Source organism: Kluyvera sp., from assembly GCF_047971185.1.
Taxonomy (GTDB): Bacteria; Pseudomonadota; Gammaproteobacteria; order Enterobacterales; family Enterobacteriaceae; genus Kluyvera.
Genome location: NZ_JBKDZH010000042.1, coordinates 110,416 through 135,818 on the forward strand (window position 1 = coordinate 110,416; position 25,403 = coordinate 135,818).

Below are 25,403 nucleotides of genomic sequence, written 5' to 3' on the forward strand. Positions count from 1 at the left end.
AGCTCGCAACGTAACGAATGTGGTTGTCAGATGCAATCAGTTAGCGCGGAAAACTTCCTGTTATTTCCAATGGTTACATTTCTGCAACTAATGGCTCACCGCAGTGCACGCAGCGGTAGGTGGCTTCACCGCGCAGCACACGATTATGGCGGCGAACCGTTAACTGATGCAGCTGGCAGCCGCAGCGGTAGGGAAAGGTTTGTCGACGCACCGAATCCAGTTCGAACTGGTGCGTGCGCCGCGCCGGTACGCCGAGCACGCTCTCCATCATCCATTTCCACTCTTTGCCGTGCGGCGCGACGCGGCCAAAGTGTTTCCACACCAGCAGGTGGGCCAGCTCGTGCGGCACCACTTCATCAATAAACGCCTGTAGGTTTTCCTGAAGCAGCACCGGGTTGAGGCGAATCTCATACTGCTGTAGCCAGGCGGTGCCCGCCGAGGTGCCGCGCTGCTGATACACCAGCTTAGGTTCAGGGTAGCTGCGGCCCAGCGCCAGATTGGCCTGGGCGAGTTTTTCCCGCAGGCTGCGCATCACGTTTTGCTGAATGGCGATAGGAATTCGAGGGGTTTTCATAACGGCTGAGAATAGAGCGAGACGCGGGGCGGTGCAAGGGGAAGCTTCCTCCCGGGCGGGAGGAAGCGGGATGAAGGTTAGTCGCGAGCGCCAATTTCGCGCAGCGGACGGCCCTGCATCAGGTTACGTTCAATGTGTTCCAGAGAGACGTTTTTGGTTTCTGGAATCAGCCACAGGGTCAGGAAGATGAACAGCACGTTCAGGCCGCCGTATACCCAGAAGGTGTTGGCGCTGCCCAGCGAGTTCAGCATGGTCAGGAAGGTGGCCCCGACGATCATGTTGGCAATCCAGTTGGTGGCGGTGGAGCAGGTGATACCGAAATCGCGGCCTTTCAGCGGCTGGATTTCAGAGCACAGTACCCAAATCAGTGGACCGGCGCTCATGGCGAAGCCGACGATGAACATCAGCAGCATCAGCACGGCGACATACTGCCCCGTAGCGGAGTGGATGCCGACGTGCATCATGGAACCCAGCACGCCCATGCCGACGGCCATCACGATAAAGCCGAGGATCAGCGTAGGTTTACGGCCCCAGCGGTCAACCAGGCCGATGGCGATAAAGGTTGCCAGTACGTTGGTCAGGCCAACGATCACGGTGCCCCACATCTGTTCGGTGGTGTTGGTGTAACCGGCCAGTTCAAAGATTTTTGGCGCGTAGTACATGATGACGTTCATCCCGGTGAACTGTTGCATCACCTGCAGCAGTACGCCGAGGAACACTGCGCGTCGGAAGTTGCTGTTTTCTTTAAACAGCGCCCAGCCGCTTTGTTTAACCTTCAGGCTTTCACGAATTTCATCCAGCTCGCGTTTGGCTTCAGCGCTGGTGTCACGCAGGCGCAGCAGCACCCGTTCCGCATCGTTAAAGCGACGTTTCGCTGCGAACCAGCGCGGGCTGTCCGGCAGGAAGATCACGCCAATCAGCAGCAGTACCGCCGGAATGATGATCACGCCCAGCATCCAGCGCCACGCGCCGCTGTAGCTGAAGGCGGTGTCGGAGAGATACGCGCCGAGAATACCGATGGTAATCATCAACTGGTACATGGAAATCATGCTGCCGCGAATTTTTTCCGGTGCGATTTCAGACAGATACAGCGGTGCGGTGTAAGAGGCCACACCGACTGCCAGACCGAGCAACACGCGGGAAATCAGCAGCACTTCAACGTTTGGCGCAGCGGCGGAGAACAGCGAACCGGCCACGAACAGAATCGCGCCGATCATCAGGCTTTTCTTACGGCCGAGCTTAAAGGAGAGCCAGCCGCTGCCGACGGCACCGACGGCGGCACCGAACATCATGGAGCTGACCACCCACTCCTGCGTATGGGCGCTGAGCTGGAAATCGGTGGTAATAAAGGGCAGGGCACCGGCAATCACGCCGATATCAAGGCCAAACAGCAGTCCGGCAAGGGCGGCTAAGAAGCAGACAAAGAAGGTCATTGTCTTGTTCGAGCGACCCTGTTTTTTATTGTTAGGCATGATGCCCTCCAGTTGAGTCATTGATTTTATCGATGCTTAGGGTAGGAAAGTCCGAGGTAAAAAAATGTGATAACAATCACGACTGTGTAATCGGTTACACTAACATTCATGTTGTGTATGAGTTAAATATCAATTAAATCATACATGTGAGTATATTTTAGAGGGAAAGAAAAAAACTATAATGAGATTTTACTGAAACATGACGCAATAAGGTGAAATGTTGTTTCATTAATGGCGCGAAAGGCTTGCAGGCTAGAATGCACTAAGATGTAATCGCTTTCATCAAAGTGTTTGGAAATGTAAATTGATAGCGGAAAGGGCCAAATCGCAGGCATAAAAAAGCCAGCGCGAGGCTGGCTTTTCTGGTGCGGGGGTGGCTTATTTCAGGCCAGCCGCTTCGCGCAGCTGAGCCGCTTTGTCGGTTTTTTCCCACGGGAAGGTTTCGCGACCGAAGTGACCGTAGGCAGCCGTCTCTTTGTAGATCGGGTGCAGCAGGTCCAGCATCTGGATCAGGCCGTACGGACGCAGGTCGAAGAACTCGCGCACCAGACCAATCAGCTGTTCAGCGGGCACTTTCTCAGTACCGAAGGTTTCCACCATAATGGAGGTCGGTTCAGCCACGCCGATAGCGTAGGAAACCTGAATCTCACAGCGGTCGGCCAGGCCAGCGGCAACGATGTTTTTCGCCACGTAGCGCGCTGCGTAGGCCGCGGAACGGTCCACTTTTGATGGATCTTTACCGGAGAACGCGCCGCCACCGTGACGCGCCATGCCGCCGTAGGTATCAACGATGATTTTACGACCGGTCAGGCCGCAGTCGCCCATCGGGCCGCCGATCACGAAACGGCCGGTCGGGTTGATAAAGAATTTGGTCGAGGCGTTCAGCCACTCGGTCGGCAGAACCGGCTTGATGATCTCTTCCATCACCGCTTCCTGCAGCGATTTCTGATCGATGCTTTCCGCATGTTGGGTAGACAAAACCACCGCATCAATACCGACCACTTTACCGTCGTCGTACTGGAAGGTAACCTGGCTTTTCGCGTCCGGGCGCAGCCACGGCAGGGTGCCGTTTTTACGCACTTCAGCCTGACGCTGCACCAGACGGTGGGCGTAGGTGATCGGCGCTGGCATCAGCACGTCGGTTTCGTTGGTGGCATAACCAAACATCAGGCCCTGGTCGCCCGCGCCCTGTTCCAGCGGATCGGCACGGTCAACGCCCTGGTTGATATCCGGAGACTGCTTACCAATTGCGCTCAGTACGGCACAGGAGTTGGCGTCAAAGCCCATATCCGAATGCACATAGCCAATTTCGCGCACAGTTTTACGGGTGATCTCTTCGATATCAACCCATGCGCTGGTGGTGATTTCACCACCGACCAGCACCATACCGGTTTTGACGTAAGTTTCACACGCTACGCGGGCCTTCGGATCCTGCTCGAGGATGGCGTCCAGCACGGCGTCGGAAATTTGGTCTGCGATTTTGTCAGGATGCCCTTCGGATACAGACTCGGACGTAAAAAGGTGTTTTGCCATATTAAATTTCACCCAATAAGAATTTGGTTAGCTCAAACTGTTGCATTGAATAGTCACGATGGAAGATTCTACCACGGACTTATAGGTTACTGTCACTGGCAGTCTGAGTGTTAATCGGTATAGATGGATTAACATCTGGATGGCTATTCTAGGTCACTTCTTCATCTCTTTGCCAGTTTTTTTTGATTCAGCTCCCATTCCTCTCCTCAATAAGATGGAAATTTTTCCTGACAGCGCCGGCAATGCGCACATTTATATTTTGCTTTTTGGGGTGGTTATCGGTATAAAACGCGGCGCGCGGCTCATACCAAAAAGCACACGACGTTTTCCTCGTGTCGCCACTTCCAGCCGGGCTAAAACAGTGCTTTGGCTTAAAGGTTCGTCTTTCGGGGCGGCCGTGGAGGTGATACGAGATAATGAACCGTTGTATTCTGCCGACTCTGTCGTGCCGTCCTGGCGCGAGCATGTTCCCCGCAACCCTCATTTCTGCTTTGCATACCAGCCGATGTTATACCCATTTCGGCGCTTCTCAGGATTCCCGAGCCGGTCGGTAACGGAAACTGAACAAGGGCGCTCTTGCTACGGCAAGGGTTTTCTCGTGGTTTCGCTGAACCGTCATACCCGGTTCAGGTGCGTGTTTTACAATGATATGAAAAAGAAACCGGTCGCACAGTCGGCGCGTCAGCATGTTCTGCTGCCTCATCGGGCTGTTTATGGGTTGTTATCGCAACGTCACGCTGCGATAGTAGTTAACTGTTTTACACTTGTTATAAATAATTGAGGTTCGCTATGTCTGACGACATTTCACTGGATTCGCATTCGTCAGCAGGCGAACGCGGTGTACTACGTTCCATGCAGGAGGTTGCGATGAGCTCCCAGGAAGCCAGCAAAATGCTACGCACATACAACATTGCCTGGTGGGGCAATAACTACTACGACGTCAACGAGCTGGGCCACATCAGCGTCTGCCCGGATCCGGATGTACCGGATGCGCGCGTTGACCTCGCCGAATTGGTAAAAGCTCGCGAAGCCCAGGGGCAGCGTCTGCCCGCGCTGTTCTGCTTCCCGCAGATTCTGCAGCATCGCCTGCGCTCGATTAACGCGGCGTTCAAGCGCGCGCGTGAATCCTACGGCTACAACGGCGACTACTTCCTGGTGTACCCGATTAAGGTTAACCAGCACCGTCGCGTCATTGAGTCGCTGATCCACTCCGGTGAACCGCTGGGGCTGGAAGCGGGCTCTAAAGCCGAGCTGATGGCGGTACTGGCGCACGCGGGCATGACCCGCAGCGTGATCGTCTGTAACGGTTATAAAGACCGTGAATACATTCGTCTGGCGCTGGTGGGTGAGAAGATGGGCCACAAGGTCTATCTGGTGATCGAGAAGATGTCTGAAATCGCCATCGTACTGGAAGAAGCTGAACGCCTGAACGTAGTGCCGCGCCTCGGCGTGCGTGCGCGTCTGGCCTCTCAGGGCTCCGGCAAATGGCAGTCTTCCGGCGGCGAAAAATCCAAGTTTGGCCTCGCGGCCAACCAGGTACTGCAACTGGTGGAAATTCTGCGCGAGCGCGGCCGTCTGGACAGCATTCAACTGCTGCACTTCCACCTCGGTTCGCAGATGGCGAACATTCGCGATATCGCCACCGGCGTGCGCGAATCGGCCCGTTTCTACGTTGAGCTGCACAAGCTGGGCGTCAATATTCAGTGCTTCGACGTCGGCGGCGGCCTGGGCGTGGACTACGAGGGAACCCGCTCGCAGTCTGATTGCTCGGTCAACTACGGCCTGAACGAATATGCCAACAACATTATCTGGGCGATTGGCGACGCCTGCGAAGAGCACGGCCTGCCGCACCCGACGGTGATCACCGAATCCGGCCGCGCGGTGACCGCGCACCACACCGTGCTGGTGTCGAACATCATCGGCGTTGAGCGTAGCGAACATACCGAAGCCACGCCGCCTGCTGACGATGCGCCGCGCGCGCTGCAAAGCATGTGGGAAACCTGGCAGGAGATGCACGAGACGGATAACCGCCGCTCGCTGCGCGAATGGCTGCACGACAGCCAGATGGATCTGCACGATGTGCACGTCGGCTACTCTTCAGGCACCTTCAGCCTGCACGAGCGCGCGTGGGCCGAGCAGCTGTATCTGAACATGTGTCACGAAGTGCAGAAACAGCTCGACCCGAGCAACCGCGCGCACCGTCCGATTATCGACGAACTGCAGGAGCGAATGGCGGATAAGATGTACGTCAACTTCTCGCTGTTCCAGTCAATGCCGGATGCGTGGGGTATCGATCAGCTGTTCCCGGTGCTGCCGCTCGAAGGGCTGAACCAGGCTCCGGAACGCCGCGCGGTGCTGCTGGATATCACCTGTGACTCCGATGGCGCCATCGATCACTACGTCGACGGCGACGGTATCGCCACCACCATGCCGATGCCGGAGTACGACCCGGAGAACCCGCCGATGCTGGGCTTCTTTATGGTCGGCGCGTATCAGGAGATCCTCGGCAACATGCACAACCTGTTCGGCGACACCGAAGCGGTTGACGTGTTCGTGTTCCCTGACGGCAGCGTTGAGGTTGAGCTGTCCGACGAAGGCGATACCGTGGCGGACATGCTGCAGTACGTTCAGCTGGATCCGAACAAGCTGCTCACCCAGTTCCGCGACCAGGTGAAAAACACCGATCTGGACGCCGAGCTGCAGCAGCAGTTCCTCGAAGAGTTTGAAGCCGGTCTGTACGGCTATACCTACCTGGAAGACGAGTAATCTCGCTCGCCCGGCGGCGTCTGTCCGCCGGGTATTTCCACCTGTCTTTTCCCTTCATCGATAATGATCACAAAATCGTTCGCTCAGAATGTGATGTCTATCACCCGATATTTTCCATAACCGTGATGGCTTTCACTCTTTACGTCAGCGAATACCTTCAACCGCGATTTGTACCGGCTACGCGGATTTACTTACCCCCGCGGCGACTTCATCCTTAATCATTATCAAGACTGGCAATCAACGTGGTGATGCGCTGCGGATTGAGCAGGGTGGCAAAGGCGCTGGGATGGGCGTCCCCGTGCTGGCTAAACCAGGCCTCCAGCTCGTTGTTCTGCTGCCGGAAGTTGCGTAGGGCGCTGGCAAACTGCGTACGGATATCGGCCTGTTCACCGTACTTACGCAGCCACAGCTTGAGGCTAAGCGCCTGGGTAAAGGCGCTGTAGATATGGGTATATTTGAGGGCGCGAACCGCGCCGTCGGCGATAGCCTGCCGGGCAGGCTCGGCCAGGCCGCTGTCGGGCAGCAGCTTCAGCGAACGGCTGTAGAGGTAGTCGGCAAGAAAGCGGCTGCGCTGGTTTTCCAGCTCGATAAGCTGGCATTGCTGAACGCCGAGTTCGCGATCGTCGCTGGGCATCAGCGGCTGAAAAGACTGCGTCCAGTTTGCGCCGCGGGTATCGAGATGCAGCAGATGCAGCGTGTGTTCTAAATCAGCCGGTGGGCGGCTGTGGCATTGCAGCACGCGGCCCAGCAGCGTGGGCGTTTTGCAGCTCCATTCATGGCTGGCGATGACGATATTGCCGAGTGCGTTGAGCGTGTGCTGCGGCGCAGTGGGGGCCTGCTGCTGTAGCCAGCGGTGAACGATGTGGCGCGGATCGACCTCCGGCTCGTTGATGAGCGGGGCAAGGCCGAACAGGTTAAGTTCGTTCTGGCTATCGCTAAGCGCCAGGTCGGGCATCCACTCCCAGTCGATGCGCACGGTGATCGCTTCGGGCGCGCCGCCGCTATGCTGGTTAAGCCAGGCGAGACGCTGCTGGATCTCCTCCAGCAGATAGCACGGGAGCAGCGTCCAGCCGTACTCCAGGCCCCAGAGGTCCAGCTCCAGCCATTTGCGGTTGCTCTGGATATTCAGCAGGTTGGGGTTGCTGGCAAAGCCCGGGCGGTAGTCGAGTTCAGTGGCCTTAATCGAGGCGCGCACGTCGTCAGGGAGCGTTTCCAGCGCCGTACGCAGCATCTGCCGCGGCCAGGTTTTGTCCTGATAATCGCGCAGGATCAGCTGGCGGCCAAGCTGGCGAATGCCCTGATAGAGGATTTTTAACGACGTTTTCCAGTGCTCATTGCTGACGTCCGGAGTGGATAACGAAAGACGCAGGCCGCGCACCGCCGGGAGCGCCGCGAGAATATGCGGAATGGTGTGCTGGAAAAAATGCTGAATAAACGCGTCGTGATTATTGTCGGAAAGAAAGAACTCAGGGAACTTATTTTTTAATTCCTGGCTGTCGGGCGTGGCTTCACCCTGTAACCAAAGCTGTAAATGGTGTTTCTGGCAATAGTCGCCCACCCTCCGTAAATAGAGAATGGCATGTTCCTGGGCTAGCGTCAGATTAATTAATTCGCTGCCTTTACAGGATCTGGAGGGGGGCGCTAAGCGGGCTAATAACGATTGCTGATGAATAACGATACCCTGAAACCCATAGCGCAGCGCCTGGCGTACGGTGTATTCCACAAAAGACCAGCGCCAGATATCCGGAGAATTAATCTCCACGATCAGTAAAGGCGTTGTGGCTGTCATGGTTCACGCTCCTGTGCCCGATGGGAGCAGGGATGCTAAATCCGCCGCGCTGAAAGGTCAAACGCCGCGGCGACTGTAAACACTAAAATGTGAGCCTGCTCGACCCGCTCACTCTGGCTTTGCTTATCACGTTAAATTCGAGGATTTATTATGGCTAAAGGTTCGACGCTGCAACTGGATTTTGAACATTATATTGATAGCGATACCGGGGCGAAAGTCACCCGCTTTACGCCGGTCGATGTTATTTGTCATCGTAATTATTTTTATCAGAAGTGTTTTATCGATGGCGGTAAAAAATTAATCTTTGCCGGGGAATTTGATAGATACCGTAATTATTATTTACTGGATATTGCCAGCGGCCTCGCCACGCAATTAACCGAAGGTCCGGGCGATAATACCTTCGGCGGCTTTTTATCGCCGGATGAAACCGGGCTTTATTATGTGAAGGCCGAGCGGAATTTAATGCGCGTCGATTTAGCCACGCTTCAGGAGACGGTGGTGTATCGCGTACCGGACGAGTGGGTGGGCTATGGCACCTGGGTGGCGAACTCCGCCTGCGACAAGCTGGTGGGCGTGGAGATCCACCGCGATAGCTGGCGACCGATCAGCGACTGGAAGGTGTTTCAGGAGTTCTTCGACGAGCAGCCGCGCTGCCGGGTGATCCGCATCGACCTGCGCACCGGCGAGCGGGAGACGCTGCTGGAAGAGAACCAGTGGCTGGGCCACCCGATCTACCGCCCGAACGACGATAACACCGTGGCGTTCTGCCACGAGGGGCCGCTGGATCGCGTTGACGCGCGGATGTGGCTGATGGATGAGCAGGGCGGCCATATTCGTAAAGCCCGCGAACCCGCGCCGGGAGAAAGCTATACCCATGAGTTCTGGGTGCCGGACGGCTCGGCGCTGATGTACGTCACCTATGTCAAAAACAGCCCGGTGCGCTATTTGTGCCGCATCGACGGCGAAACCGGCCAGGATGAACGCCTGATGGCGATGCCGCCGTGCTCGCACGTGATGAGCAATGAAGACGGCTCGCTGGCGGTGGGTGATGGCTCCGGTATTCCTATTGATATCGCTGATAACGCCGGCTATGGCGATACCCGCGACCCGTGGCTGTGGCTGTTCGACCTGCGTCATAAGAAGGCGCACAAAATCGCCTGCCATAGCTCGTCATGGCAGGTACTCGACGGCGATCGTCAGGTCACCCACCCGCACCCGTCCTTTACCCCGGATGAAAAAGCCGTGCTGTTCAGCAGTGACAAAGACGGGAAACCGGCGCTGTATCTCGCCGAAATACCCGACGCCGTTTTACAGCAAATTCACGCTTAAACAAGGAGTTACCGATGCATAAGCTTATCGCCCCCGTGGCGGCGTCATTGATGCTTGCGTGTTCCTGCCTGTCCGCCGCGCAGGCGACCGAAATTCGTATCTCCTGGTGGGGCGGCAACAGCCGCCATCAGGCAACGCTCAACGCCATCAAGCTGTTTGAGGAGAAATATCCGGATATCAAGGTGAAGGCGGAATACGCCGGCTGGGAGGGCTATCTCTCGCGTCTGACGGTGCAGATTGCGGGCGGCAACGAGCCGGATGTCATTCAGACCAACTGGAACTGGCTGCCGCTGTTCTCGCGCGACGGTAAGGGCTTTTACGATCTGTATCAGCAAAAGGCGGTGCTCGATCTCCAGCAGTACGATCCGCAGTCGCTGACCACCACTACCGTCGACGGCAAGCTGAACGGGCTGCCGGTGGCGGTGACCGCCCGCAACTTCTACTACAACAGCAAACTGTGGCAGGAGATGGGCGTCAGCTATCCGCAAAGCTGGGACAAGCTGATGGCGGCAGGGCGCGCCTTTAAAGCGAAGGATGAAGAGAAATATCCGCTGGTGCTCGACTATATGGAGTCGCTGACGCTGGTGCAGTCGTGGATGGTGCAGAAATACAACATCCCGGCTATCGACGAGAGCAAAGGCAAATTTACCTACACGCCGCAGCAGTGGCAGGACTTCTTCCAGATCTACAAAGATCTGGTGGATAACCACGTTTTCCCGTCGATGCGGGTGCTGGCCTCCTACGGCAAGAGTAATACCTGGGAGATGAAGCCGTGGATTCAGGGCAAGTGGGGCGGCGTGTATATGTGGAACACCAACGCGGTGATGTACGAAAACAACCTCACCGCGCCGTACAACACGCTGGAGCTGGGGCCGTTCTTTATGCTGCCGGGGGCGAAAGACGCCGGGCTGTTCTTCAAGCCGACCATGATGTTCAGCATCGGTAAAACCACCAGGCATCCGCAGGAAGCGGCGAAGCTGATTAACTTCCTGATGAACGACCCGCAAGGGGTGAAAGCGATGGGGCTGGAGCGCGGTACGCCGCTCAGTAAGGCCGCGTGGGATCAGCTCAAAGCGGACGGCCTGATTCAGGAGGACAACATTACCGTCGCCGGTATCAACTCCTCACTGGCGCTGCCGCACGATATTCCGACCTCGCCTTACTTCGACAACCCGCAGTTGGTGGAGCTGTGGCGCAATACCATTGAGAACATTGACCACGGCAAATTCACCGTTCAGGAGGCGGCGGAGCACTTCTCCCGCGGCGCCAGCCGTATTTTAACCAAAGCCATGCGATAACAATCCGGGCCAGCGTTGACGCGCTGGCCCGCAAAAAGGTGAGCGAATGATCAAATTTAGCGCAACGTTAACGTGCCGTTATGACACGCTTTTTTCGCCGTTTCCGCCTGAGAAGCTTGAGCAGGGGCTGGCGTGGCTGGCGCAAAGCGGTTTTGATGCCGCCGAATTCTGTATTAATGATTATGAAGGGATGGATGTCGCGGGCCTGAAGCAGCGTCTGGACAGCTATGGGTTAGGCTGTACGACGATCGCTACCGGGCAGGCCCGCCGGCGCGACGGCCTGTCGCTGCTGTCTGGCGATAACGCGGTGGTGACGCGCACCCGCGCACGGCTGGCGGAGCATATTGAGGTCGCCGCGCTACTGGGCAGCCACGTCACCATCGGTTCGCTGCGCGCGCCGGACAGAGAGATGAGCAAAACGGCGTATATGCACGAGCTGGCGGAGGCGATGCGCCCCTGCGTGGAGCTGGCCCAGCGCTGCGGCGTAACGCTGGTGCTGGAAGCGCTCAACCGCTACGAAATCAGCCATCTGCACAGCGCGGCGGATATGCTCGAATTTCTCACCCTCAGCGATGCGCCCGATAACGTCGGCGTGCTGTGGGATATCTTCCACGCCAACATTGAGGATCGCGATTTTTCTGCGGCGATTGCGCTGCTGGGGCATCGTCTGAAACACGTCCACTTTGCCGACTCCAACCGCGCCTTTCCCGGCTACGGTCACCTGCCGATAGACGACATTTACCGGGCGCTGAAGCAGTCGGGCTATCGCCACGCCGTTTCGCTGGAGTGCCTGTGCGCGCCGTCGGTGGAAACCCTGCTGGAGGAGGCCGGGCCGCTCATTGCCCGTTTGCGTCGGCTATAATTGTGGTCTGGAGCAAGGAGGGGGGCCGATTGTTTTGAACGTACTTGAACCCGTACAGATTAACGGCGATAATCGCCCCCATACAAGCAGTACCCCCCATTCAAACCCTTCCTCGTCGGGCCTAACGACGCGGAAGGGTTTTTTTATATCGACGTAAAAGAGGTCACAGCCCATGAGCACCTTAGGTCATCAATACGATAACTCCCTGGTTTCCAACGCGTTTGGTTTCCTGCGTCTGCCGATGAACTTTATGCCGTACGACAGCGACGCGGACTGGGTCATTACCGGCGTACCGTTTGATATGGCGACCTCAGGTCGTGCCGGTGGCCGCCACGGCCCGGCGGCGATTCGTCAGGTTTCCACCAACCTGGCCTGGGAGCATAACCGCTTCCCGTGGAACTTCGACATGCGCGAGCGCCTGAACGTGGTGGACTGTGGCGATCTGGTTTACGCCTTCGGCGACGCCCGTGAAATGAGCGAGAAGCTGCAGGCGCACGCGGAAAAACTGCTGGCGGCGGGCAAACGCATGCTCTCCTTCGGCGGCGACCACTTTGTCACGCTGCCGCTGCTGCGCGCCCACGCCAAACACTTTGGCAAAATGGCGCTGGTGCACTTTGACGCGCACACCGACACCTACGCCAACGGCTGCGAGTTCGACCACGGCACCATGTTCTACACCGCGCCGAACGAAGGGCTGATCGACCCGAACTACTCGGTGCAGATTGGTATCCGTACCGAGTTCGACAAAGACAACGGCTTCACCGTGCTGGACGCCTGCCAGGTGAACGATCGCAGCGTGGACGACATCATTGCTCAGGTTAAGCAGATCGTCGGCGATATGCCGGTCTACCTGACCTTCGACATTGACTGCCTTGATCCGGCGTTCGCGCCGGGTACCGGCACGCCGGTGATCGGCGGCCTGACCTCCGACCGCGCCATTAAGCTGGTGCGCGGCCTGAAGGATCTGAACATCGTCGGGATGGACGTGGTGGAAGTGGCTCCGGCCTACGACCAGTCCGAGATCACCGCGCTGGCGGCGGCGACCCTGGCGCTGGAAATGCTCTACATCCAGGCGGCGAAAAAAGGCGAGTAAGCCTTAAACGCTCACTGCTGCTGCGCGACGCATGCGCAGCAGCAGCATTCCGCCTGCCAGCAGCGTGATAATCTGCGATGCCACCAGTACGGAAAAACCGGAACTGACCGACCCCACCGACTTCATCACCACCCCCATCAGCAGCGGAATAAACGCGGCGCAAATATTGCCAATTCCGTTAATGATGCCATAGGCGCTGCCCACCGCTTCCCGCGCGGCATGGTGCTGCACCACGGCAGGAATCGCCGCCCCCTGTAACCCCCAGAAGACGTTCGCCGACAGCATAAACAGCGCCAGCCAGGCCGGCTGCTGGCTTAGCATCAGCGCCAGCACTGAAAGCGCAGTCAGCAGTCCGCCGATAACAAACAGCACTGGCGCCTGCTCCGGGCGCATTTTGTCGAGCAGCACGCCGCCGAGAAACTTAGAGCCGAGGCTCAGCAGGAACGGAATGGCGGCCAGAAAACCGGTCGCATGCAGCGAGAAGTGGTGCTCATCGCGCAGCCACGCGGGTAACCAGGCGCTGCTGCCCCACAGATAGCTCAGCGTGGCGATCTCGACCAGCAGGATCCAGCCCAGCAGCGGCGTGTGCCAGGCCAGCGCGAAGGTTTGCTTAAAGCCCGGTTTAGCCCGTGGACCAACGGCGCGCGGTGCCGGGAGAAAGCGCCAGACGAGCCCGCCGCCCAGCAGCAGGTTCAGCACCGCCAGCGCGTAAAACGACCCCATCCAGCCCAGATTCGCCATCAGCCAGGTGACCAGCGGGAAGCCGACCGCTAGCCCCAGCGAAACGCCCAGCGCGGTGACGGCATTGGGTTTGCCAATTTCATCGGCATTGAAGTTATCGCTGATAAAACGCGTTTTGAGCGAGAACAGCGGCCCTTCGGCAATCCCCAGAATGATACGCGCTATCAGCATCCCCATCAGCGAACCGAGCAGCGGCGACACGGCGCAAACCAACGCCCAGATGGCAATGCTGCCCAGCAGCCCCTGGCGGTAATGCCAGCGGCTTTCAATAACTGGTGTTAATAATAAAGCCGAAAATCCATAACCCAGAAGAAAGCATGTCATCAGCATGTCTTGTAACATTCTGTTTTCATTTAACTGAAAGTGAGCCGCAAAATCCGGGTTGAGAATCATCACCGAGATATTAACGCGATCGATGTAAGAAATAATTATTAACAACAGTAATGCGATTGTACCTTGCCATCTTGCCGTCATCACTTCCGCCTTAATGCCTTTATGAGTTTATATTTTTATTCACGAAACTATCACGCAGCTAAAATGATTCACCTATGAAACTCATTGTATTTAAATGAAAAAATAATTACCTGTTTCACCTGTGAAACTGCATCATCGTTCGAGGTAATAATTTTTTAGAGTGCGATGAGAGCACAAGTCAATATTTATTATTCAAAATGAGAGGCCATTACAAAAAAGTATTATTCCCTCGCCGGTGATGAAAATTTCATATCGCTGCATTTTTTCGTGATCGTTTGCACACTTAGCCAATTAAACGTCGTTTAGTTAACAAATTCGTCACATCCACGCTTGACGAAACATTCATCGCTTTTATATTGACCGTATTAAATAAGAAACAGAGTTTCATATATGAAACAAAAGCCTGGAGGATCGCGATGAGCTGGATAGGCGTGTGTGATGCAGAACAAGTACAGGAAGATTTCCCTTTTAGCGGCAACGTCGAAGGTAAAGAGATCGGCGTTTATTTGATTGACGGCGAGTACTACGCGCTGGAAGACGTATGCCCTCACGCCTATGCGCTGCTGAGCCAGGGGTTTGTGGAAGATGGCAAAGTCGAGTGCCCGCTGCACGAAGCGGTTTTCGATGTCAAAACCGGGCAATGCCTGCACGGCCCCGGCGGCCGCAACCTGAATCGCTACCCGGTTCGGGTATTTGAAAACCAGATCCAGATTACGTTTATCGAGGAGACCGTGGCATGAGTGACACCCTGAACTTTAACCCCGCGCTGCCGGAAAGCCGCCAGTTCACCCCGCCCGCCGAAGGCGGCAACGGCGCGATTCATAAACCGGGTCACTACGACAATCTGATCTGGCAAACCCGCAGCCGCGTACCGGAAAACTGGGAGCTGAAGCTTATCGCCGCGCTGGAAGAACTGTTCGAGCAGGGCGCAGAAACGCTGCCGGAACTGGTGAATGGGCTTAACGCTATCAAGATGCACGACCAGCAGGGCGAGCCGTGGAGCGAAGCCAGCTTCGCCGCATTCTTACAGGTTAACGGATACTGAGGGCAACGCGATGACGACTACCGTACAAAACTATCTCGATAAAGGTCTGCGCGGCCTCTGGTATCCGGTGCTGGCAAGCTGGGAAGTGCAGTCCGCGCCGGTGGGCATCACCCGCCTGGGCGAGCAGATTGTGGTGTGGCGTAACAAAGACGGCCAGGTGCAGGCGCTGGAAGACCGCTGCCCGCACCGCGGCGCGCGCCTGTCGATGGGCTGGAACCTTGGCGACCGCATTGCCTGCTGGTATCACGGCGTGGAAGTGGCGGGCAACGGCGAAGTAAAAGATGTGCCCGCGGTGGATAAATGCCCGCTGGTGGGGCAGCAGTGCGTGCGCAGCTACAACGTGCAGGAAGCGCACGGCGCGATTTTCCTGTGGTTCGGCGTGACCGCCGACCAGCAGCCGGATGAACTGAGCTTCCCGGCCGAGCTGGCCGATAGCGAAGACTACAGCAACTTCCTCTGTACCGCGGCGTGGAAATGCAATTACCAGTACGCGCTGGAAAACGTCATGGACCCGATGCACGGCACCTATCTGCACTCTTCCTCGCACTCGATGGCGGAAGGCGACCGTAAGGCCGACATGGTACTGCAACCGACCAAAACCGGCTTTATCTTCGAGAAAAAGGGCCAGAGCGGCGTCAACTTCGACTGGGTTGAGCTGGGCAATAGCGGCACTTTCTGGATGCGACTCTCCATCCCGTATAAAAAGCGCTTCGGGCCGGGCGGCCACTTCTTCATCGTCGGCATGGTGGTGCCGGAAGATAACGACAACTGTCGCGTCTTCTTCTGGCGTATTCGCCGCGTGCAGGGCTGGCAGCGCGATATGTGGCGCTTCATGTACCGCAATCGCCTGGAGAAGCTGCATTGGGAAGTGCTCGAGCAGGATCGCGTGGTGCTGGAATGTATGGCGCCCGATGCGCGCGAGCATGAATACCTCTATCAACACGACGTCGGCCTCTCCCGCCTGCGCCGCATGATGCAAAAAGCCGCCAAAGAGCAGCTGGCGGCGCGTGAAGCACAGCAGGGAGCTGCCTGATGAATGGCCTGCTGAACGGTAAACGCATCGTGGTGACCGGCGCCGCGCGCGGCCTGGGCTATCACTTTGCCGAGGCCTGTGCGGAACAAGGCGCGGCGGTGGTGATGTGCGACATTCTGCAAGGCGAGCTGGCCGAAAGCGCCCAGCGTTTAGCCGCGCAGGGTTACGCCATTGAGCCGCACGCGATCGATCTGGCCGATGCGGCTTCCATCGACGCGACGTTCAGCGCTATCGCTGCCCACGGCCCGATTGATGGGCTGGTGAACAACGCGGCGATGGCCACCGGCGTCGGCGGCAAAGATATGATCGATTACGATCCGGATCTCTGGGATCGGGTGATGACCGTCAACGTCAAAGGCACCTGGCTGGTCACCCGCGCGGCGGTACCGCTGCTGCGCGAAGGCGCGGGGATCGTCAACGTCGCGTCTGATACCGCGCTGTGGGGCGCGCCGCGGCTGATGGCCTACGTCGCCAGCAAAGGCGCGGTGATTGCGATGACCCGTTCCATGGCCCGCGAATTGGGCGAAAAACGGATTCGAATTAACGCCATCGCGCCGGGGCTGACCCGCGTCGAAGCGACGGAATATGTCCCTGCGGAACGTCATCAGCTGTATGAAAACGGTCGCGCGCTCAGCGGCGCGCAGCAGCCCGACGACGTCACCGGCAGCGTGGTCTGGCTGCTGAGCGACCTGTCGCGCTTTATTACCGGGCAGCTGATTCCCGTCAACGGCGGCTTTGTTTTTAACTGAGTTTCGGAGTGGATATGGCCAACGATCAGGAAGTGAAGTATCTGGTGCCGGGGCTGGAGCGCGGATTGCAGCTGCTGCTGGCCTTTGGCGAGCAGCATCGCGAACTGACGTTTGCCGAGCTGCACCGGCTGGTAGATATGCCGAAAGCCACCGCCTACCGGGTGGTGCAAACGCTGGAATATATGGGCTTTCTCGAGCGCAACCCGCGCGCCAATACCTTCTCGCTCGGCATGAACGTGCTGCGCCTTGGCTTTGAATACATCGCCTCGCTGGATGTGGCGCAGGTTGGCCAGCCGGTGATCGAACAGCTGCGCGATACCAGCCAGTGCAGCAGCCATCTGGCGATCCGCGACGGGCGCGACATTATCTATATTGCCCGCGTCAGCGCCGCCGGTTCGCGGATCAATCAGGTCAGTATCGGCACGCGTCTGCCGGTGCACTGCACCTCGCTGGGCCGCATGTTGCTCACCGACCTGAGCCGCGCCGAGTTTGAACACCTGTTCCCGCACGAGCGCCTGCCGGGCAATACGCCGGGCCAGCTTCAGGAGCGTGAAGCGCTGTGGCAGATGGTGCAGCAGGATAAAGCGCGCGGCTACGTGATTGGCGAATCCTTTTTCCGCCACGGCATTTCTTCCATCGTCTACCCGGTGTACGACCGCAGCGGTAAGGTCGCCGCCGTCGTCAGCATTCTGGTGCCGTCAGAAGAGATCCCGCAGAGCGATCGCGAACGGCTGCAAAGCGAGGTCAGCCTGGCAGCAGACAAGATTTCCGGCTTCTTAGGGTATCTCTCTAAAGCAAGCTAAATCAGAAGGTTAACTCCAGGCGCCTGGCGGCGTCGGGCATGTTTTACGCCCAGAATCGGGCGATGAACGGTAAATGAGGCAACGAACGATGAGCGTAATCGGAATTGAAAAGCTGGAATTTGGCGTCGACAACCTGACCCACTGCGCCAAATTTATGCGTGATTTTGGCCTGAAGGGCGACGCCAGCGGCCAGCGTTTTACCACCCTCAGCGGCGCGCGCGTCGAACTGAACCCCATTGATAGCCCGGAGCTGCCACCGGCATTTGAAGCAGGTAACACCCTGCGCCGGATGACCTGGGCGGTGGCCAGCGAGCAGGCGCTGGCGGCGTTAAAGCCGAAACTGGCGCAGCAACCGGGCTTTCGTGAGGTGGACGGCGGGCTGGAGTGCCGCGACCCGAACGGCATGACTCTGCGGGTACAGGTGAGCCAGCAGGTGCCGGTTGAGCTGAACGTCGAGCCTATCAACCAATGGGGCGACGCCCGCCGTATCGATACGCCAAGCCCGGTCTACAGCAGCGCCGAACCGATCAACGTTGGCCACGTGGTGTTCTTCGTCGAGGAGCTGGCGGCGGTCGAGCAATTCTATCGCGAGGTGCTCGGCTTCCAGGTCTCCGACCGCTACATCAACCGCGCGGTGTTCCTGCGCTGCGGCGCACGCGGCGGCCACCATAATCTGTTCTTACTGCAGTTGCCGAACCGCAAGCGCGGCCTGAATCACGTAGCCTTTACGGTGCGCGATATTCATGAGGTGATCGGCGGCGGCATTGCGATGAATAAAAACGCCTGGAGCACCTTTATCGGCCCGGGCCGCCATCCGGTGTCCTCGGCCTATTTCTGGTACGTCAACAGCCCAACCGGCGGCGCGTTTGAGTACTACACCAACGACGACTACCTGACGGAAAACTGGCAGCCGCGCGAGCTGGAGCATTCGCTGGTCTCCTTTACCGAATGGGCGGTGGAAGGCGGTATCGACCACGACACGCGCCGTCAGCAGAAGAAGACGGAGGCCGTATGACCACGCGTATTGTGATTATCGGCGGCGGCCAGGCGGGCGGCTGGGCGGCGAAAACCCTGCGTGATGAGGGCTTCGACGGCGAGATTTGCGTCGTGGCGGAAGAGGCGTGGGATTTCTACGAGCGCCCGCCGCTGTCGAAAGCCACGCTGCTGGAGCCTGACGCGGCGCTCCCGCGCCTGTTTACCGACGAGGCGCAGCGGGCGATGAACCTGAGCTGGTACCGTCCTCTGCGCGCGGAGCAGATCGACCGCGACGCGAAAACGGTACGTTTAAGCAACGGTGAGCTACTTAGTTACAACATCCTTTTGCTGGCTACCGGAGGGCGGGCGCGCCTGCCGGGTGAGGCGTGGGCAGCGCATCCGCAGGTCTATACCCTGCGCCATTGGCAGGATGCACAGCGCCTGAAAGGCCGGCTGGCGGAAAGCCAAACCCTGGCGATTATCGGCGGCGGCTGGATCGGCCTGGAAATCGCTGCGTCCGCGCGCAAAAGCGGCGTGGCGGTCACCCTGTTCGAGCAGCAGCCCGCGCTGTGCATGCGCTCGGTGAGCGGCGAGGTGTCGCAGCGCTTAGCAAACCTCCATCGTGAACAGGGCGTGGCGATCCGCACCGGCTGCGGCGCGCTGGAGCTGGAGGACGACGGCGGTCTGCCGGTTATCCACTGCGACGGTCAGCGTGAAACCTTCGACGCTGTGGTGGTCGGGATCGGTGTCGATCTCAACCTGGAGCTGGCGCGTGACGCCGGATTGGATATTGACCGCGGGATCGTGGTGGATGCTCACGGGCGCACTTCGGATCCGTCCATCTTTGCCGCCGGTGACGTCGCGCAGCATCACCAGTACGGCCTGTGCATCCAGTCTTGGGCCTTTGCCCAGAATCAGGCGGTGGCGACGGCCAAAGCGATGCTCAACGCCGGGGCCGCAGGCTACGACGACGCGCCGTGGCTGTGGTCGGATCAATATCAGCACAACATTCAGATCCTCGGCATTCCGCTTGCCGGAAGCCGGACGGTCGTGCGCGAAGAGTCGCTGTACTTCTCGCTGGACGAAAATGGGCGGCTGACGCAGCTGGTGGCGTTTAACGATGCGCGCACCGTCAAGCTGGCGAAGCGCTGGATGGCGGCGGGGCGAGACCTGTCCGCGGTTCCGCTCGCCGACCCGACCTTTTCACTGATGTCATTGCGATAACCAACGCGCGCCCTTAGGGGGGATAAATGACCACATTCGAGACGAACACCGCGCCTGCTGAGGCGAGCGGTGAGGGGACCCGTACGCCTGAAAAAGCCGTTCGCTGGGCGATCCCGCTGTCGCTGCTGGCCTGCGTACTGCTGGCGTTTTTCGACAAAATCAGCATTGCCGCGCTGTTTTCCGACGGCCATTTCCAGCAGGCGATGGGCATTGATTTTGATACCACGCGCCTCGGCATTCTGATGAGCGCCTTCCTGCTGAGCTACGGATTTTCCTCCGTATTTTTAAGCGGGCTGGGCGACAAGATTGCCCCGCTGCGTCTGCTCACGGGCATGATGGCGGTGTGGTGCGTGCTGATGGTGGCGATGGGCTTCACCCACAACTACACCCTGATGATCGTGCTGCGCATTCTGCTCGGCGTGGCGGAAGGGCCGCTGTTCCCGCTGGCGTTCGCCATCGTGCGCCACAACTTCCCGCAGCATTTGCAGGCGCGCGCCACCATGCTGTGGCTGCTCGGCACGCCGGTGGGCGCGGCCATTGGTTTCCCGCTCTCTTTGTGGCTGCTGAACACTTTTGGCTGGCAGAGCACCTTCTTTGTGATGGCGATGCTGACCGTCCCGGTGCTGATTTTTGTGCGCCTTGGCCTGCGGGGCATTCGCCTTGACGCGAAACCCACTACCGCCCAGGCGACGCAGGAAGAGCGCAGGGCGGCGCGGCGCGAGCTGTTCGTCAGCCTGCACTTCTGGATTATCTGCATCTTTAACATCGCCTTCCTGACCTACCTGTGGGGCATTAACGGCTGGCTGCCGGGCTACCTGATTAAAGGTAAAGGCATTCACCTGGAGCATGCGGGCTGGCTCTCGTCGATGCCGTTCATTGCCATGCTGGCCGGTGAGGTGATTGGCGCGTGGCTGTCGGACCGGGTCGATAAACGCGCGGCCGCCTGCTTTATCTCCATGGCGGGAGCGGGCGCAGGCCTGGCGGTGGTGATGCATCTGGATACCCCGCTGGCGATTATCGCGGCGATGAGCTTCAGCACCTTTATGTGGGGAACCGGTGCGCCGAACATTTTCGCGCTGCTGGCCAAGGCTACTCATCCACGGGTGAGCGCCACCGCCGGCGGCATCTTCAACGGGCTGGGAAACTTTGCGGGCGCGCTGTCGCCGGCGGTGATGGGGGCGCTTATCGCCTTCACCCACAGCATGGATTCCGGGCTGATTTTTCTGGCGGTGATGGCGGCGGTGGGCTGCGTCCTGTTACTGCCGCTGCTGAGACGTTACTGAGGAGAGTGTCATGACAGATTCAACCGTAAGCGTAAAAGCGGGCATTAAACCCGACAACCTGACGATGGAAGAGTGGGTCGAGTCGCGCATTGCGCGCTTCGAAGGGCGCAAATACGACTGGAACGCGCTGAAATTCCAGGCCGATTACGACCCGAAATACCGCCGCGCGCAGATGCGCTATATCGGCACCGGCGCGACCGGCGTGGTGAGCGATACCAATACCGTTGCCGCCGAGCACTTCACCTTCTCCACCATGGTGCTACCGTCGAAATGCGAAGGGCCGCTGCATTTGCACGATGATGTCGAAGAGGTGTTCTTCATGCTGAAGGGGCAGATCACGCTGATGATTCAGGACGGTGATAACTACCTCGAAACCATCCTGCGCGAGCGTGATCTGATTTCCGTCCCGGCGGGGATTTATCGCGGCCTGTTTAACCACGGCGAAGAAGAGGCGCTGATGTGCGTAATGCTGGGCACCAAAAAGCCGGAAACGCCGACCTATCCGGCCGATCATCCGCTGTCGAAAGTGAAGCGGAACTAAGGAGGCGCTATGACGGGTTTTCGTGAACAGGGTAGCGGTATTCCCCTCACGCTGCTGCACGGTATCAGCTCTGGCGCGGCCTCGTGGCACAAGCAGATGGCGCTGACCGGTTTTCGCGTGCTGGCCTGGGATATGCCCGGTTATGGCGAAAGCCCGATGCTCGAAGCGGCTCGCGCCAACGCCGGGGATTACGCCGATGCGCTGGCGGTGATGCTGGATCGCGCGGGCGTTCGTCAGACCATTCTCGTCGGCCATTCGCTCGGCGCGCTGGTGGCCAGCGCGTTTGCGGCGAAATACCCCGACCGCGTGCTGCATCTAGTGCTGGCCGATGCCGCGCAGGGTTACGGCCAAAGCGAGCCGGAGCAGCGTGAGCAGGTCTGGCGCAGCCGCGAGCAGCAGATGGCGCTGGGGGGCAACGTGCTGGCGCAAACCCGGGCGGCGAAGCTGCTGCATCCCGCCGCGCGTGAAGCGGATATCGCCACCGTAGCGGCGGGCATGCGCAAACTGCGTGCCGAAGGCTATCTCGCCGCCGCGTGGATGCTGGCGCACGACGATATTCACGGCTGGCTGGCGCGCTACGGCGGGGCATTTGAAGTCTGGTGCGGCGAGCAGGACGCCATCACCCAACCTGAGCGGGTACAGGGGCTGGCGCTACGCTACGGCATGCCGTTTACCGCCATCCCGCTGGCCGGGCACGCCAGCTATCTCGATAACGACACATTTTTTAATCAACAGCTGTTACGTATTCAACACGAGGTGCGCGATGAATGCACAAATTGACGGGCGTGTAGCGGTAGTCACCGGCGGCTCTTCGGGTATCGGTTTTGAGACCCTGCGCCTGCTGCTGGGCGAAGGGGCAAAAGTGGCTTTTTGCGGCCGCGATCCGGATCGCCTGGCCAGCGCCCACGCGGCGCTACTGAACGAATATCCTGAAGGCGACGTATTTTCATGGTGCTGCGACGTGCTGAAAGCCGAAGAAGTACAGGCATTCGCCGAGGCGGTAAACGACCGTTTCGGCCCGGCGGATATGCTGATCAACAACGCCGGACAGGGCTACGTGGCACACTTTGCCGATACCCCGCGCGAGGCGTGGCTGCATGAGGCCGAGCTGAAACTGTTCGGCGTCATTAACCCGGTGCAGGCGTTTTTGCCGCAGCTTGAGCAGTCGGATATCGCGTCGATCACCTGCGTAAACTCGCTGCTGGCGCTCCAGCCGGAAGAGCACATGATTGCCACCTCCGCCGCCCGCGCGGCGCTGCTGAATATGACGCTGACGCTGTCGAAAGAGCTGGTGGACAAAGGCGTCCGCGTGAACTCCATCCTGCTTGGTATGGTCGAGTCCGGGCAGTGGCAGCGCCGCTTTGCCAACCGTAGTGATAAAAATCAGAGCTGGCCGGAATGGACGGCGGATATCGCCCGCAAGCGCGGTATTCCGATGGCCCGTCTCGGCAAGCCGCAGGAACCCGCGCAGGCGCTGCTCTTCCTCGCTTCGCCGCTGGCTTCCTTTACCACCGGGGCCGCGCTGGATGTCTCCGGCGGTTTCTGTCGTCATCTGTAAGGGAACATCATGAAAAAGATCATGTTAATCGGCTATGGCGCCATGGCGCAGGCGGTGATCGAGCGTTTACCGCCGCAGGTGGCGATCGGCTGGATCGTGGCGCGTGAATCGCATCATGCGGCGATCCGCGAACAGTTTGGCGATGCCGTGACGGCGCTGACGACGCCAATGGACTGCGCTGAAACGCCGGATCTGGTGCTGGAGTGCGCCAGCCAGCAGGCGGTCGCGCAGTATGGCGAAGCGGTGCTGGCGCGCGGCTGGCATCTGGCGGTGATCTCCACCGGGGCGCTGGCCGACAGCGAACTCGAACAGCGCTTACTGAACGCGGGCGGTACGCTGACGCTGCTTTCCGGCGCGGTGGCGGGTATCGACGGGCTGGCGGCGGCGAAAGAGGGCGGGCTTGAGCGCGTCACCTATCAATCGCGTAAAAGCCCGGCCAGCTGGCGCGGCAGCTACGCCGAGCAGCTTATCGATCTCAACGCCGTTTCCGAAGCGCAGGTGTTCTTTGAGGGCAGCGCCCGCGAGGCCGCCAGGCTGTTCCCGGCCAACGCCAACGTCGCGGCCACCGTAGCACTGGGCGGTGTGGGGATGGACGCCACCCGCGTGCAGCTGATGGTTGATCCCGCGACCCAGCGCAATACCCATACCCTGCACGTCGAAGGGCTGTTTGGCGAATTTCATCTGGAGCTGAGCGGGCTGCCGCTGGCCACTAACCCGAAAACTTCCACCCTGGCGGCGTTAAGCGCGGTACGCGCCTGCCGTGAACTGGCCCAGCGCTGAGAGGCTCAGATGGATGAATTAATGATTTTTATCGGAGGCCAGTGGCGACGCGGCGGCGGCGAGGCGATGCGCAGCACCTTCCCGGCGGACGGTACCCTCAACGCCACGCTGCGAGCGGCGAGCCTGGACGATCTCGAAGAGGCCATCGTCTGTGCGGAGAGTGCCTGGCGCGATCCGGAATGGCGCAACGCGCTACCGCATCAGCGGGCGAAGGTCCTGCATAAGGTGGCGGATGAGATTGACGCGCGGCTGGATGAGCTGGCGCAGATGCAGAGCCGCGATAACGGTAAACCGCTCGCCGAGGCGCGCGGCCTGGTCATCAGCGCGGCGGCAACCGCCCGCTATTTTGCTGCCGCCTGCGAACTGCTGGAAGGCGAGCTGCCCACGCCGCGCCAGCCGGATCTGTTAACGCTGAGCCGCTATGAAGCGATCGGCGTGGTGGCGGCGATTACTCCGTGGAACTCGCCGATCGCCAGCGAAATGCAGAAAGTGGCCCCTGCCATTGCCGCGGGCAATGCGGTGATCCTCAAACCGGCGGAAGCCACGCCGCTGATGGCGCTGGAGCTAGCGCGGATCTTTGAACGCGCCGGCTTACCCGCAGGCCTGCTGAGCGTGCTGCCGGGGAAAGGTTCGGTGATTGGCGATGCGCTGGCGCGCCATCCGAAGGTGCGCAAAATTTCGTTTACCGGCGGCACCGCCACCGGTCGTCATCTGGCGCACGTGGCGGCAGAAAAGCTGATCCCCACCTCGCTGGAGCTGGGCGGTAAATCGCCCACTATCGTGCTGGAAGATGCCGATATTGAGCGCGCGGCGCGCGGTATCTGCTACGGCATTTTCAGCTCCGCCGGGCAGGCGTGCATTGCCGGGTCGCGGCTCTTTATTCATCAACAGGTTTACGCCCCGCTGATGGCGCGACTGCTGGAGCTGACCCAGGGGTTACGCGTCGGGCATCCGTTCAGCCGCGACACGCACGTCGGGCCGCTGATTAGCGAAGCGCACCGCCAGCGGGTGCTGGAATATGTCGAGCTGGCGAAACAGGAAGGCGGCCGTGTGCTGTGCGGCGGCGAGATCCCGGCCGATCCCGCGTTGGCGGCGGGAAGCTTCGTTCTGCCGACCATCGTTGAGGGGCTGAAGAACAGCGCGCGCACCTGTCAGGAAGAGATCTTCGGGCCGGTGGTGGTGGCGCTGCCCTTTAGCGATGAAAGCGAACTGATTCGCGAAGCCAATGACTCGGTCTACGGGCTGGCGGCGGGCATCTGGACGCGCGATACCGGGCGCGCGCTGCGCCTCAGCGAACGCCTGGAAGTTGGCACGGTGTGGATTAACACCTACAAAGTTTTTGCGATTTCGACCCCGTTCGGGGGCTTTAAAGAGAGCGGTCTGGGCCGCGAAAAGGGTATTCAGGGGCTGAAAGCCTGGATGCAACAAAAAAGCATTTATCTGGCGACGGGTAATAGCGTCAACCACTGGTGTGATTGAGA

24 protein-coding genes are annotated in these 25,403 nt (G+C 59.2%); 19 read left to right on the forward strand and 5 right to left on the reverse strand.

Going from position 1 to position 25,403, the window contains the following annotated elements:
- Window positions 1-73 precede the first annotated feature (73 nt).
- The 3 genes from ACK5JN_RS12005 to metK all read right to left on the reverse strand — a co-directional run bounded on the left by ACK5JN_RS12005 (window position 74) and on the right by metK (window position 3,579).
- Window positions 74-574, reverse strand: a complete 501-nt coding sequence (locus tag ACK5JN_RS12005) for a SprT family zinc-dependent metalloprotease (protein WP_416870382.1) — start codon at window positions 572-574, stop codon at window positions 74-76.
- Window positions 575-651: 77 nt separating this feature from the next.
- On the reverse strand, window positions 652-2,046 hold the full coding sequence (locus ACK5JN_RS12010) for a sugar porter family MFS transporter (RefSeq protein ID WP_416870383.1): 1,395 nt from the start codon (window positions 2,044-2,046) through the stop codon (window positions 652-654).
- 378 nt (window positions 2,047-2,424) lie between these two features.
- Window positions 2,425-3,579, reverse strand: a complete 1,155-nt coding sequence (gene metK, locus ACK5JN_RS12015; protein ID WP_395595843.1) for a methionine adenosyltransferase — start codon at window positions 3,577-3,579, stop codon at window positions 2,425-2,427.
- Between the two features lie 649 nt (window positions 3,580-4,228).
- Between metK and yqgB the strand changes: the two genes are divergently transcribed.
- Together yqgB and speA are read left to right on the forward strand one after the other, a co-directional pair.
- On the forward strand, window positions 4,229-4,360 hold the full coding sequence (gene yqgB, locus ACK5JN_RS12020) for an acid stress response protein YqgB (RefSeq protein WP_416870417.1): 132 nt from the start codon (window positions 4,229-4,231) through the stop codon (window positions 4,358-4,360).
- A gap of 8 nt (window positions 4,361-4,368) precedes the next feature.
- Complete coding sequence (gene speA / locus ACK5JN_RS12025) at window positions 4,369-6,345, forward strand: biosynthetic arginine decarboxylase (protein ID WP_416870384.1); 1,977 nt, start codon at window positions 4,369-4,371, stop codon at window positions 6,343-6,345.
- 214 nt (window positions 6,346-6,559) lie between these two features.
- Here speA and ACK5JN_RS12030 read toward each other — a convergent pair whose 3' ends face one another.
- Window positions 6,560-8,134, reverse strand: a complete 1,575-nt coding sequence (locus ACK5JN_RS12030; RefSeq protein ID WP_416870385.1) for a hypothetical protein — start codon at window positions 8,132-8,134, stop codon at window positions 6,560-6,562.
- 150 nt (window positions 8,135-8,284) lie between these two features.
- Here ACK5JN_RS12030 and ACK5JN_RS12035 point away from each other — a divergent pair, with 150 nt between their 5' ends.
- The 4 genes from ACK5JN_RS12035 to speB all read left to right on the forward strand — a co-directional run bounded on the left by ACK5JN_RS12035 (window position 8,285) and on the right by speB (window position 12,716).
- Entirely contained in the window at window positions 8,285-9,463 is a 1,179-nt protein-coding gene (locus tag ACK5JN_RS12035) for an oligogalacturonate lyase family protein (RefSeq protein WP_416870386.1), read from the forward strand.
- A gap of 14 nt (window positions 9,464-9,477) precedes the next feature.
- Window positions 9,478-10,761 (forward strand): ABC transporter substrate-binding protein, encoded by a 1,284-nt coding sequence (locus tag ACK5JN_RS12040; RefSeq protein ID WP_416870387.1) that lies wholly within the window; start codon window positions 9,478-9,480, stop codon window positions 10,759-10,761.
- Between the two features lie 46 nt (window positions 10,762-10,807).
- A complete protein-coding gene (locus ACK5JN_RS12045; protein WP_416870388.1) occupies window positions 10,808-11,623 on the forward strand; it encodes a sugar phosphate isomerase/epimerase family protein in 816 nt (271 codons plus the stop codon).
- A 172-nt stretch (window positions 11,624-11,795) separates the two neighbouring features.
- A complete protein-coding gene (gene speB / locus ACK5JN_RS12050; RefSeq protein ID WP_416870389.1) occupies window positions 11,796-12,716 on the forward strand; it encodes an agmatinase in 921 nt (306 codons plus the stop codon).
- A 3-nt stretch (window positions 12,717-12,719) separates the two neighbouring features.
- Here speB and ACK5JN_RS12055 read toward each other — a convergent pair whose 3' ends face one another.
- Window positions 12,720-13,931, reverse strand: coding sequence for an MFS transporter (locus ACK5JN_RS12055; RefSeq protein ID WP_416870390.1), 1,212 nt, complete (start codon window positions 13,929-13,931; stop codon window positions 12,720-12,722).
- Between the two features lie 416 nt (window positions 13,932-14,347).
- Between ACK5JN_RS12055 and ACK5JN_RS12060 the strand changes: the two genes are divergently transcribed.
- From ACK5JN_RS12060 to ACK5JN_RS12120, 13 genes are all read left to right on the forward strand, one after another.
- Window positions 14,348-14,671, forward strand: coding sequence for a Rieske (2Fe-2S) protein (locus ACK5JN_RS12060; RefSeq protein WP_035892012.1), 324 nt, complete (start codon window positions 14,348-14,350; stop codon window positions 14,669-14,671).
- Window positions 14,668-14,976, forward strand: a complete 309-nt coding sequence (locus ACK5JN_RS12065) for a recombinase-like helix-turn-helix domain-containing protein (protein ID WP_416870391.1) — start codon at window positions 14,668-14,670, stop codon at window positions 14,974-14,976. Before ACK5JN_RS12060 ends, ACK5JN_RS12065 begins: the two co-directional genes overlap by 4 nt.
- A gap of 10 nt (window positions 14,977-14,986) precedes the next feature.
- A complete protein-coding gene (locus ACK5JN_RS12070; RefSeq protein ID WP_416870392.1) occupies window positions 14,987-16,009 on the forward strand; it encodes a Rieske 2Fe-2S domain-containing protein in 1,023 nt (340 codons plus the stop codon).
- Window positions 16,009-16,758, forward strand: coding sequence for an SDR family oxidoreductase (locus ACK5JN_RS12075; protein WP_416870393.1), 750 nt, complete (start codon window positions 16,009-16,011; stop codon window positions 16,756-16,758). The genes ACK5JN_RS12070 and ACK5JN_RS12075 overlap by 1 nt, the downstream gene beginning before the upstream one ends.
- A gap of 14 nt (window positions 16,759-16,772) precedes the next feature.
- Complete coding sequence (locus ACK5JN_RS12080) at window positions 16,773-17,561, forward strand: IclR family transcriptional regulator (RefSeq protein WP_416870394.1); 789 nt, start codon at window positions 16,773-16,775, stop codon at window positions 17,559-17,561.
- A gap of 88 nt (window positions 17,562-17,649) precedes the next feature.
- Window positions 17,650-18,576, forward strand: a complete 927-nt coding sequence (locus tag ACK5JN_RS12085; protein ID WP_416870395.1) for a VOC family protein — start codon at window positions 17,650-17,652, stop codon at window positions 18,574-18,576.
- Window positions 18,573-19,760 (forward strand): NAD(P)/FAD-dependent oxidoreductase, encoded by a 1,188-nt coding sequence (locus tag ACK5JN_RS12090; RefSeq protein ID WP_416870396.1) that lies wholly within the window; start codon window positions 18,573-18,575, stop codon window positions 19,758-19,760. Before ACK5JN_RS12085 ends, ACK5JN_RS12090 begins: the two co-directional genes overlap by 4 nt.
- Window positions 19,761-19,786: 26 nt before the next feature.
- The gene (locus ACK5JN_RS12095; protein WP_416870397.1) at window positions 19,787-21,043 is read left to right on the forward strand and encodes an MFS transporter; all 1,257 of its coding nucleotides are present in this window, start codon (window positions 19,787-19,789) and stop codon (window positions 21,041-21,043) included.
- Window positions 21,044-21,053: 10 nt separating this feature from the next.
- Window positions 21,054-21,584 (forward strand): cupin domain-containing protein, encoded by a 531-nt coding sequence (locus ACK5JN_RS12100; RefSeq protein ID WP_416870398.1) that lies wholly within the window; start codon window positions 21,054-21,056, stop codon window positions 21,582-21,584.
- 9 nt (window positions 21,585-21,593) lie between these two features.
- Entirely contained in the window at window positions 21,594-22,364 is a 771-nt protein-coding gene (locus ACK5JN_RS12105) for an alpha/beta fold hydrolase (RefSeq protein ID WP_416870399.1), read from the forward strand.
- On the forward strand, window positions 22,348-23,142 hold the full coding sequence (locus tag ACK5JN_RS12110; RefSeq protein WP_416870400.1) for an SDR family oxidoreductase: 795 nt from the start codon (window positions 22,348-22,350) through the stop codon (window positions 23,140-23,142). Before ACK5JN_RS12105 ends, ACK5JN_RS12110 begins: the two co-directional genes overlap by 17 nt.
- A gap of 9 nt (window positions 23,143-23,151) precedes the next feature.
- Complete coding sequence (locus tag ACK5JN_RS12115; RefSeq protein WP_416870401.1) at window positions 23,152-23,922, forward strand: aspartate dehydrogenase; 771 nt, start codon at window positions 23,152-23,154, stop codon at window positions 23,920-23,922.
- A 9-nt stretch (window positions 23,923-23,931) separates the two neighbouring features.
- Complete coding sequence (locus tag ACK5JN_RS12120; RefSeq protein ID WP_416870402.1) at window positions 23,932-25,401, forward strand: aldehyde dehydrogenase; 1,470 nt, start codon at window positions 23,932-23,934, stop codon at window positions 25,399-25,401.
- Window positions 25,402-25,403 lie beyond the last annotated feature (2 nt).

What these genes read in the sequence shown, in the direction of transcription:
- metK (WP_395595843.1), bottom strand. Translation starts at nt 3,579, where the DNA reads ATGGCAAAACACCTTTTTACGTCCGAGTCTGTATCCGAAGGGCATCCT.
- ACK5JN_RS12120 (WP_416870402.1), top strand. Translation starts at nt 23,932, where the DNA reads ATGGATGAATTAATGATTTTTATCGGAGGCCAGTGGCGACGCGGCGGC.
- ACK5JN_RS12005 (WP_416870382.1), bottom strand. Translation starts at nt 574, where the DNA reads ATGAAAACCCCTCGAATTCCTATCGCCATTCAGCAAAACGTGATGCGC.
- ACK5JN_RS12105 (WP_416870399.1), top strand. Translation starts at nt 21,594, where the DNA reads ATGACGGGTTTTCGTGAACAGGGTAGCGGTATTCCCCTCACGCTGCTG.
- ACK5JN_RS12075 (WP_416870393.1), top strand. Translation starts at nt 16,009, where the DNA reads ATGAATGGCCTGCTGAACGGTAAACGCATCGTGGTGACCGGCGCCGCG.
- ACK5JN_RS12100 (WP_416870398.1), top strand. Translation starts at nt 21,054, where the DNA reads ATGACAGATTCAACCGTAAGCGTAAAAGCGGGCATTAAACCCGACAAC.
- speB (WP_416870389.1), top strand. Translation starts at nt 11,796, where the DNA reads ATGAGCACCTTAGGTCATCAATACGATAACTCCCTGGTTTCCAACGCG.
- ACK5JN_RS12045 (WP_416870388.1), top strand. Translation starts at nt 10,808, where the DNA reads ATGATCAAATTTAGCGCAACGTTAACGTGCCGTTATGACACGCTTTTT.
- ACK5JN_RS12095 (WP_416870397.1), top strand. Translation starts at nt 19,787, where the DNA reads ATGACCACATTCGAGACGAACACCGCGCCTGCTGAGGCGAGCGGTGAG.
- ACK5JN_RS12035 (WP_416870386.1), top strand. Translation starts at nt 8,285, where the DNA reads ATGGCTAAAGGTTCGACGCTGCAACTGGATTTTGAACATTATATTGAT.
- ACK5JN_RS12065 (WP_416870391.1), top strand. Translation starts at nt 14,668, where the DNA reads ATGAGTGACACCCTGAACTTTAACCCCGCGCTGCCGGAAAGCCGCCAG.
- ACK5JN_RS12080 (WP_416870394.1), top strand. Translation starts at nt 16,773, where the DNA reads ATGGCCAACGATCAGGAAGTGAAGTATCTGGTGCCGGGGCTGGAGCGC.
- ACK5JN_RS12060 (WP_035892012.1), top strand. Translation starts at nt 14,348, where the DNA reads ATGAGCTGGATAGGCGTGTGTGATGCAGAACAAGTACAGGAAGATTTC.
- ACK5JN_RS12055 (WP_416870390.1), bottom strand. Translation starts at nt 13,931, where the DNA reads ATGACGGCAAGATGGCAAGGTACAATCGCATTACTGTTGTTAATAATT.
- ACK5JN_RS12030 (WP_416870385.1), bottom strand. Translation starts at nt 8,134, where the DNA reads ATGACAGCCACAACGCCTTTACTGATCGTGGAGATTAATTCTCCGGAT.
- ACK5JN_RS12115 (WP_416870401.1), top strand. Translation starts at nt 23,152, where the DNA reads ATGAAAAAGATCATGTTAATCGGCTATGGCGCCATGGCGCAGGCGGTG.
- ACK5JN_RS12070 (WP_416870392.1), top strand. Translation starts at nt 14,987, where the DNA reads ATGACGACTACCGTACAAAACTATCTCGATAAAGGTCTGCGCGGCCTC.
- yqgB (WP_416870417.1), top strand. Translation starts at nt 4,229, where the DNA reads ATGAAAAAGAAACCGGTCGCACAGTCGGCGCGTCAGCATGTTCTGCTG.
- ACK5JN_RS12110 (WP_416870400.1), top strand. Translation starts at nt 22,348, where the DNA reads ATGAATGCACAAATTGACGGGCGTGTAGCGGTAGTCACCGGCGGCTCT.
- ACK5JN_RS12085 (WP_416870395.1), top strand. Translation starts at nt 17,650, where the DNA reads ATGAGCGTAATCGGAATTGAAAAGCTGGAATTTGGCGTCGACAACCTG.
- ACK5JN_RS12040 (WP_416870387.1), top strand. Translation starts at nt 9,478, where the DNA reads ATGCATAAGCTTATCGCCCCCGTGGCGGCGTCATTGATGCTTGCGTGT.
- ACK5JN_RS12010 (WP_416870383.1), bottom strand. Translation starts at nt 2,046, where the DNA reads ATGCCTAACAATAAAAAACAGGGTCGCTCGAACAAGACAATGACCTTC.
- ACK5JN_RS12090 (WP_416870396.1), top strand. Translation starts at nt 18,573, where the DNA reads ATGACCACGCGTATTGTGATTATCGGCGGCGGCCAGGCGGGCGGCTGG.
- speA (WP_416870384.1), top strand. Translation starts at nt 4,369, where the DNA reads ATGTCTGACGACATTTCACTGGATTCGCATTCGTCAGCAGGCGAACGC.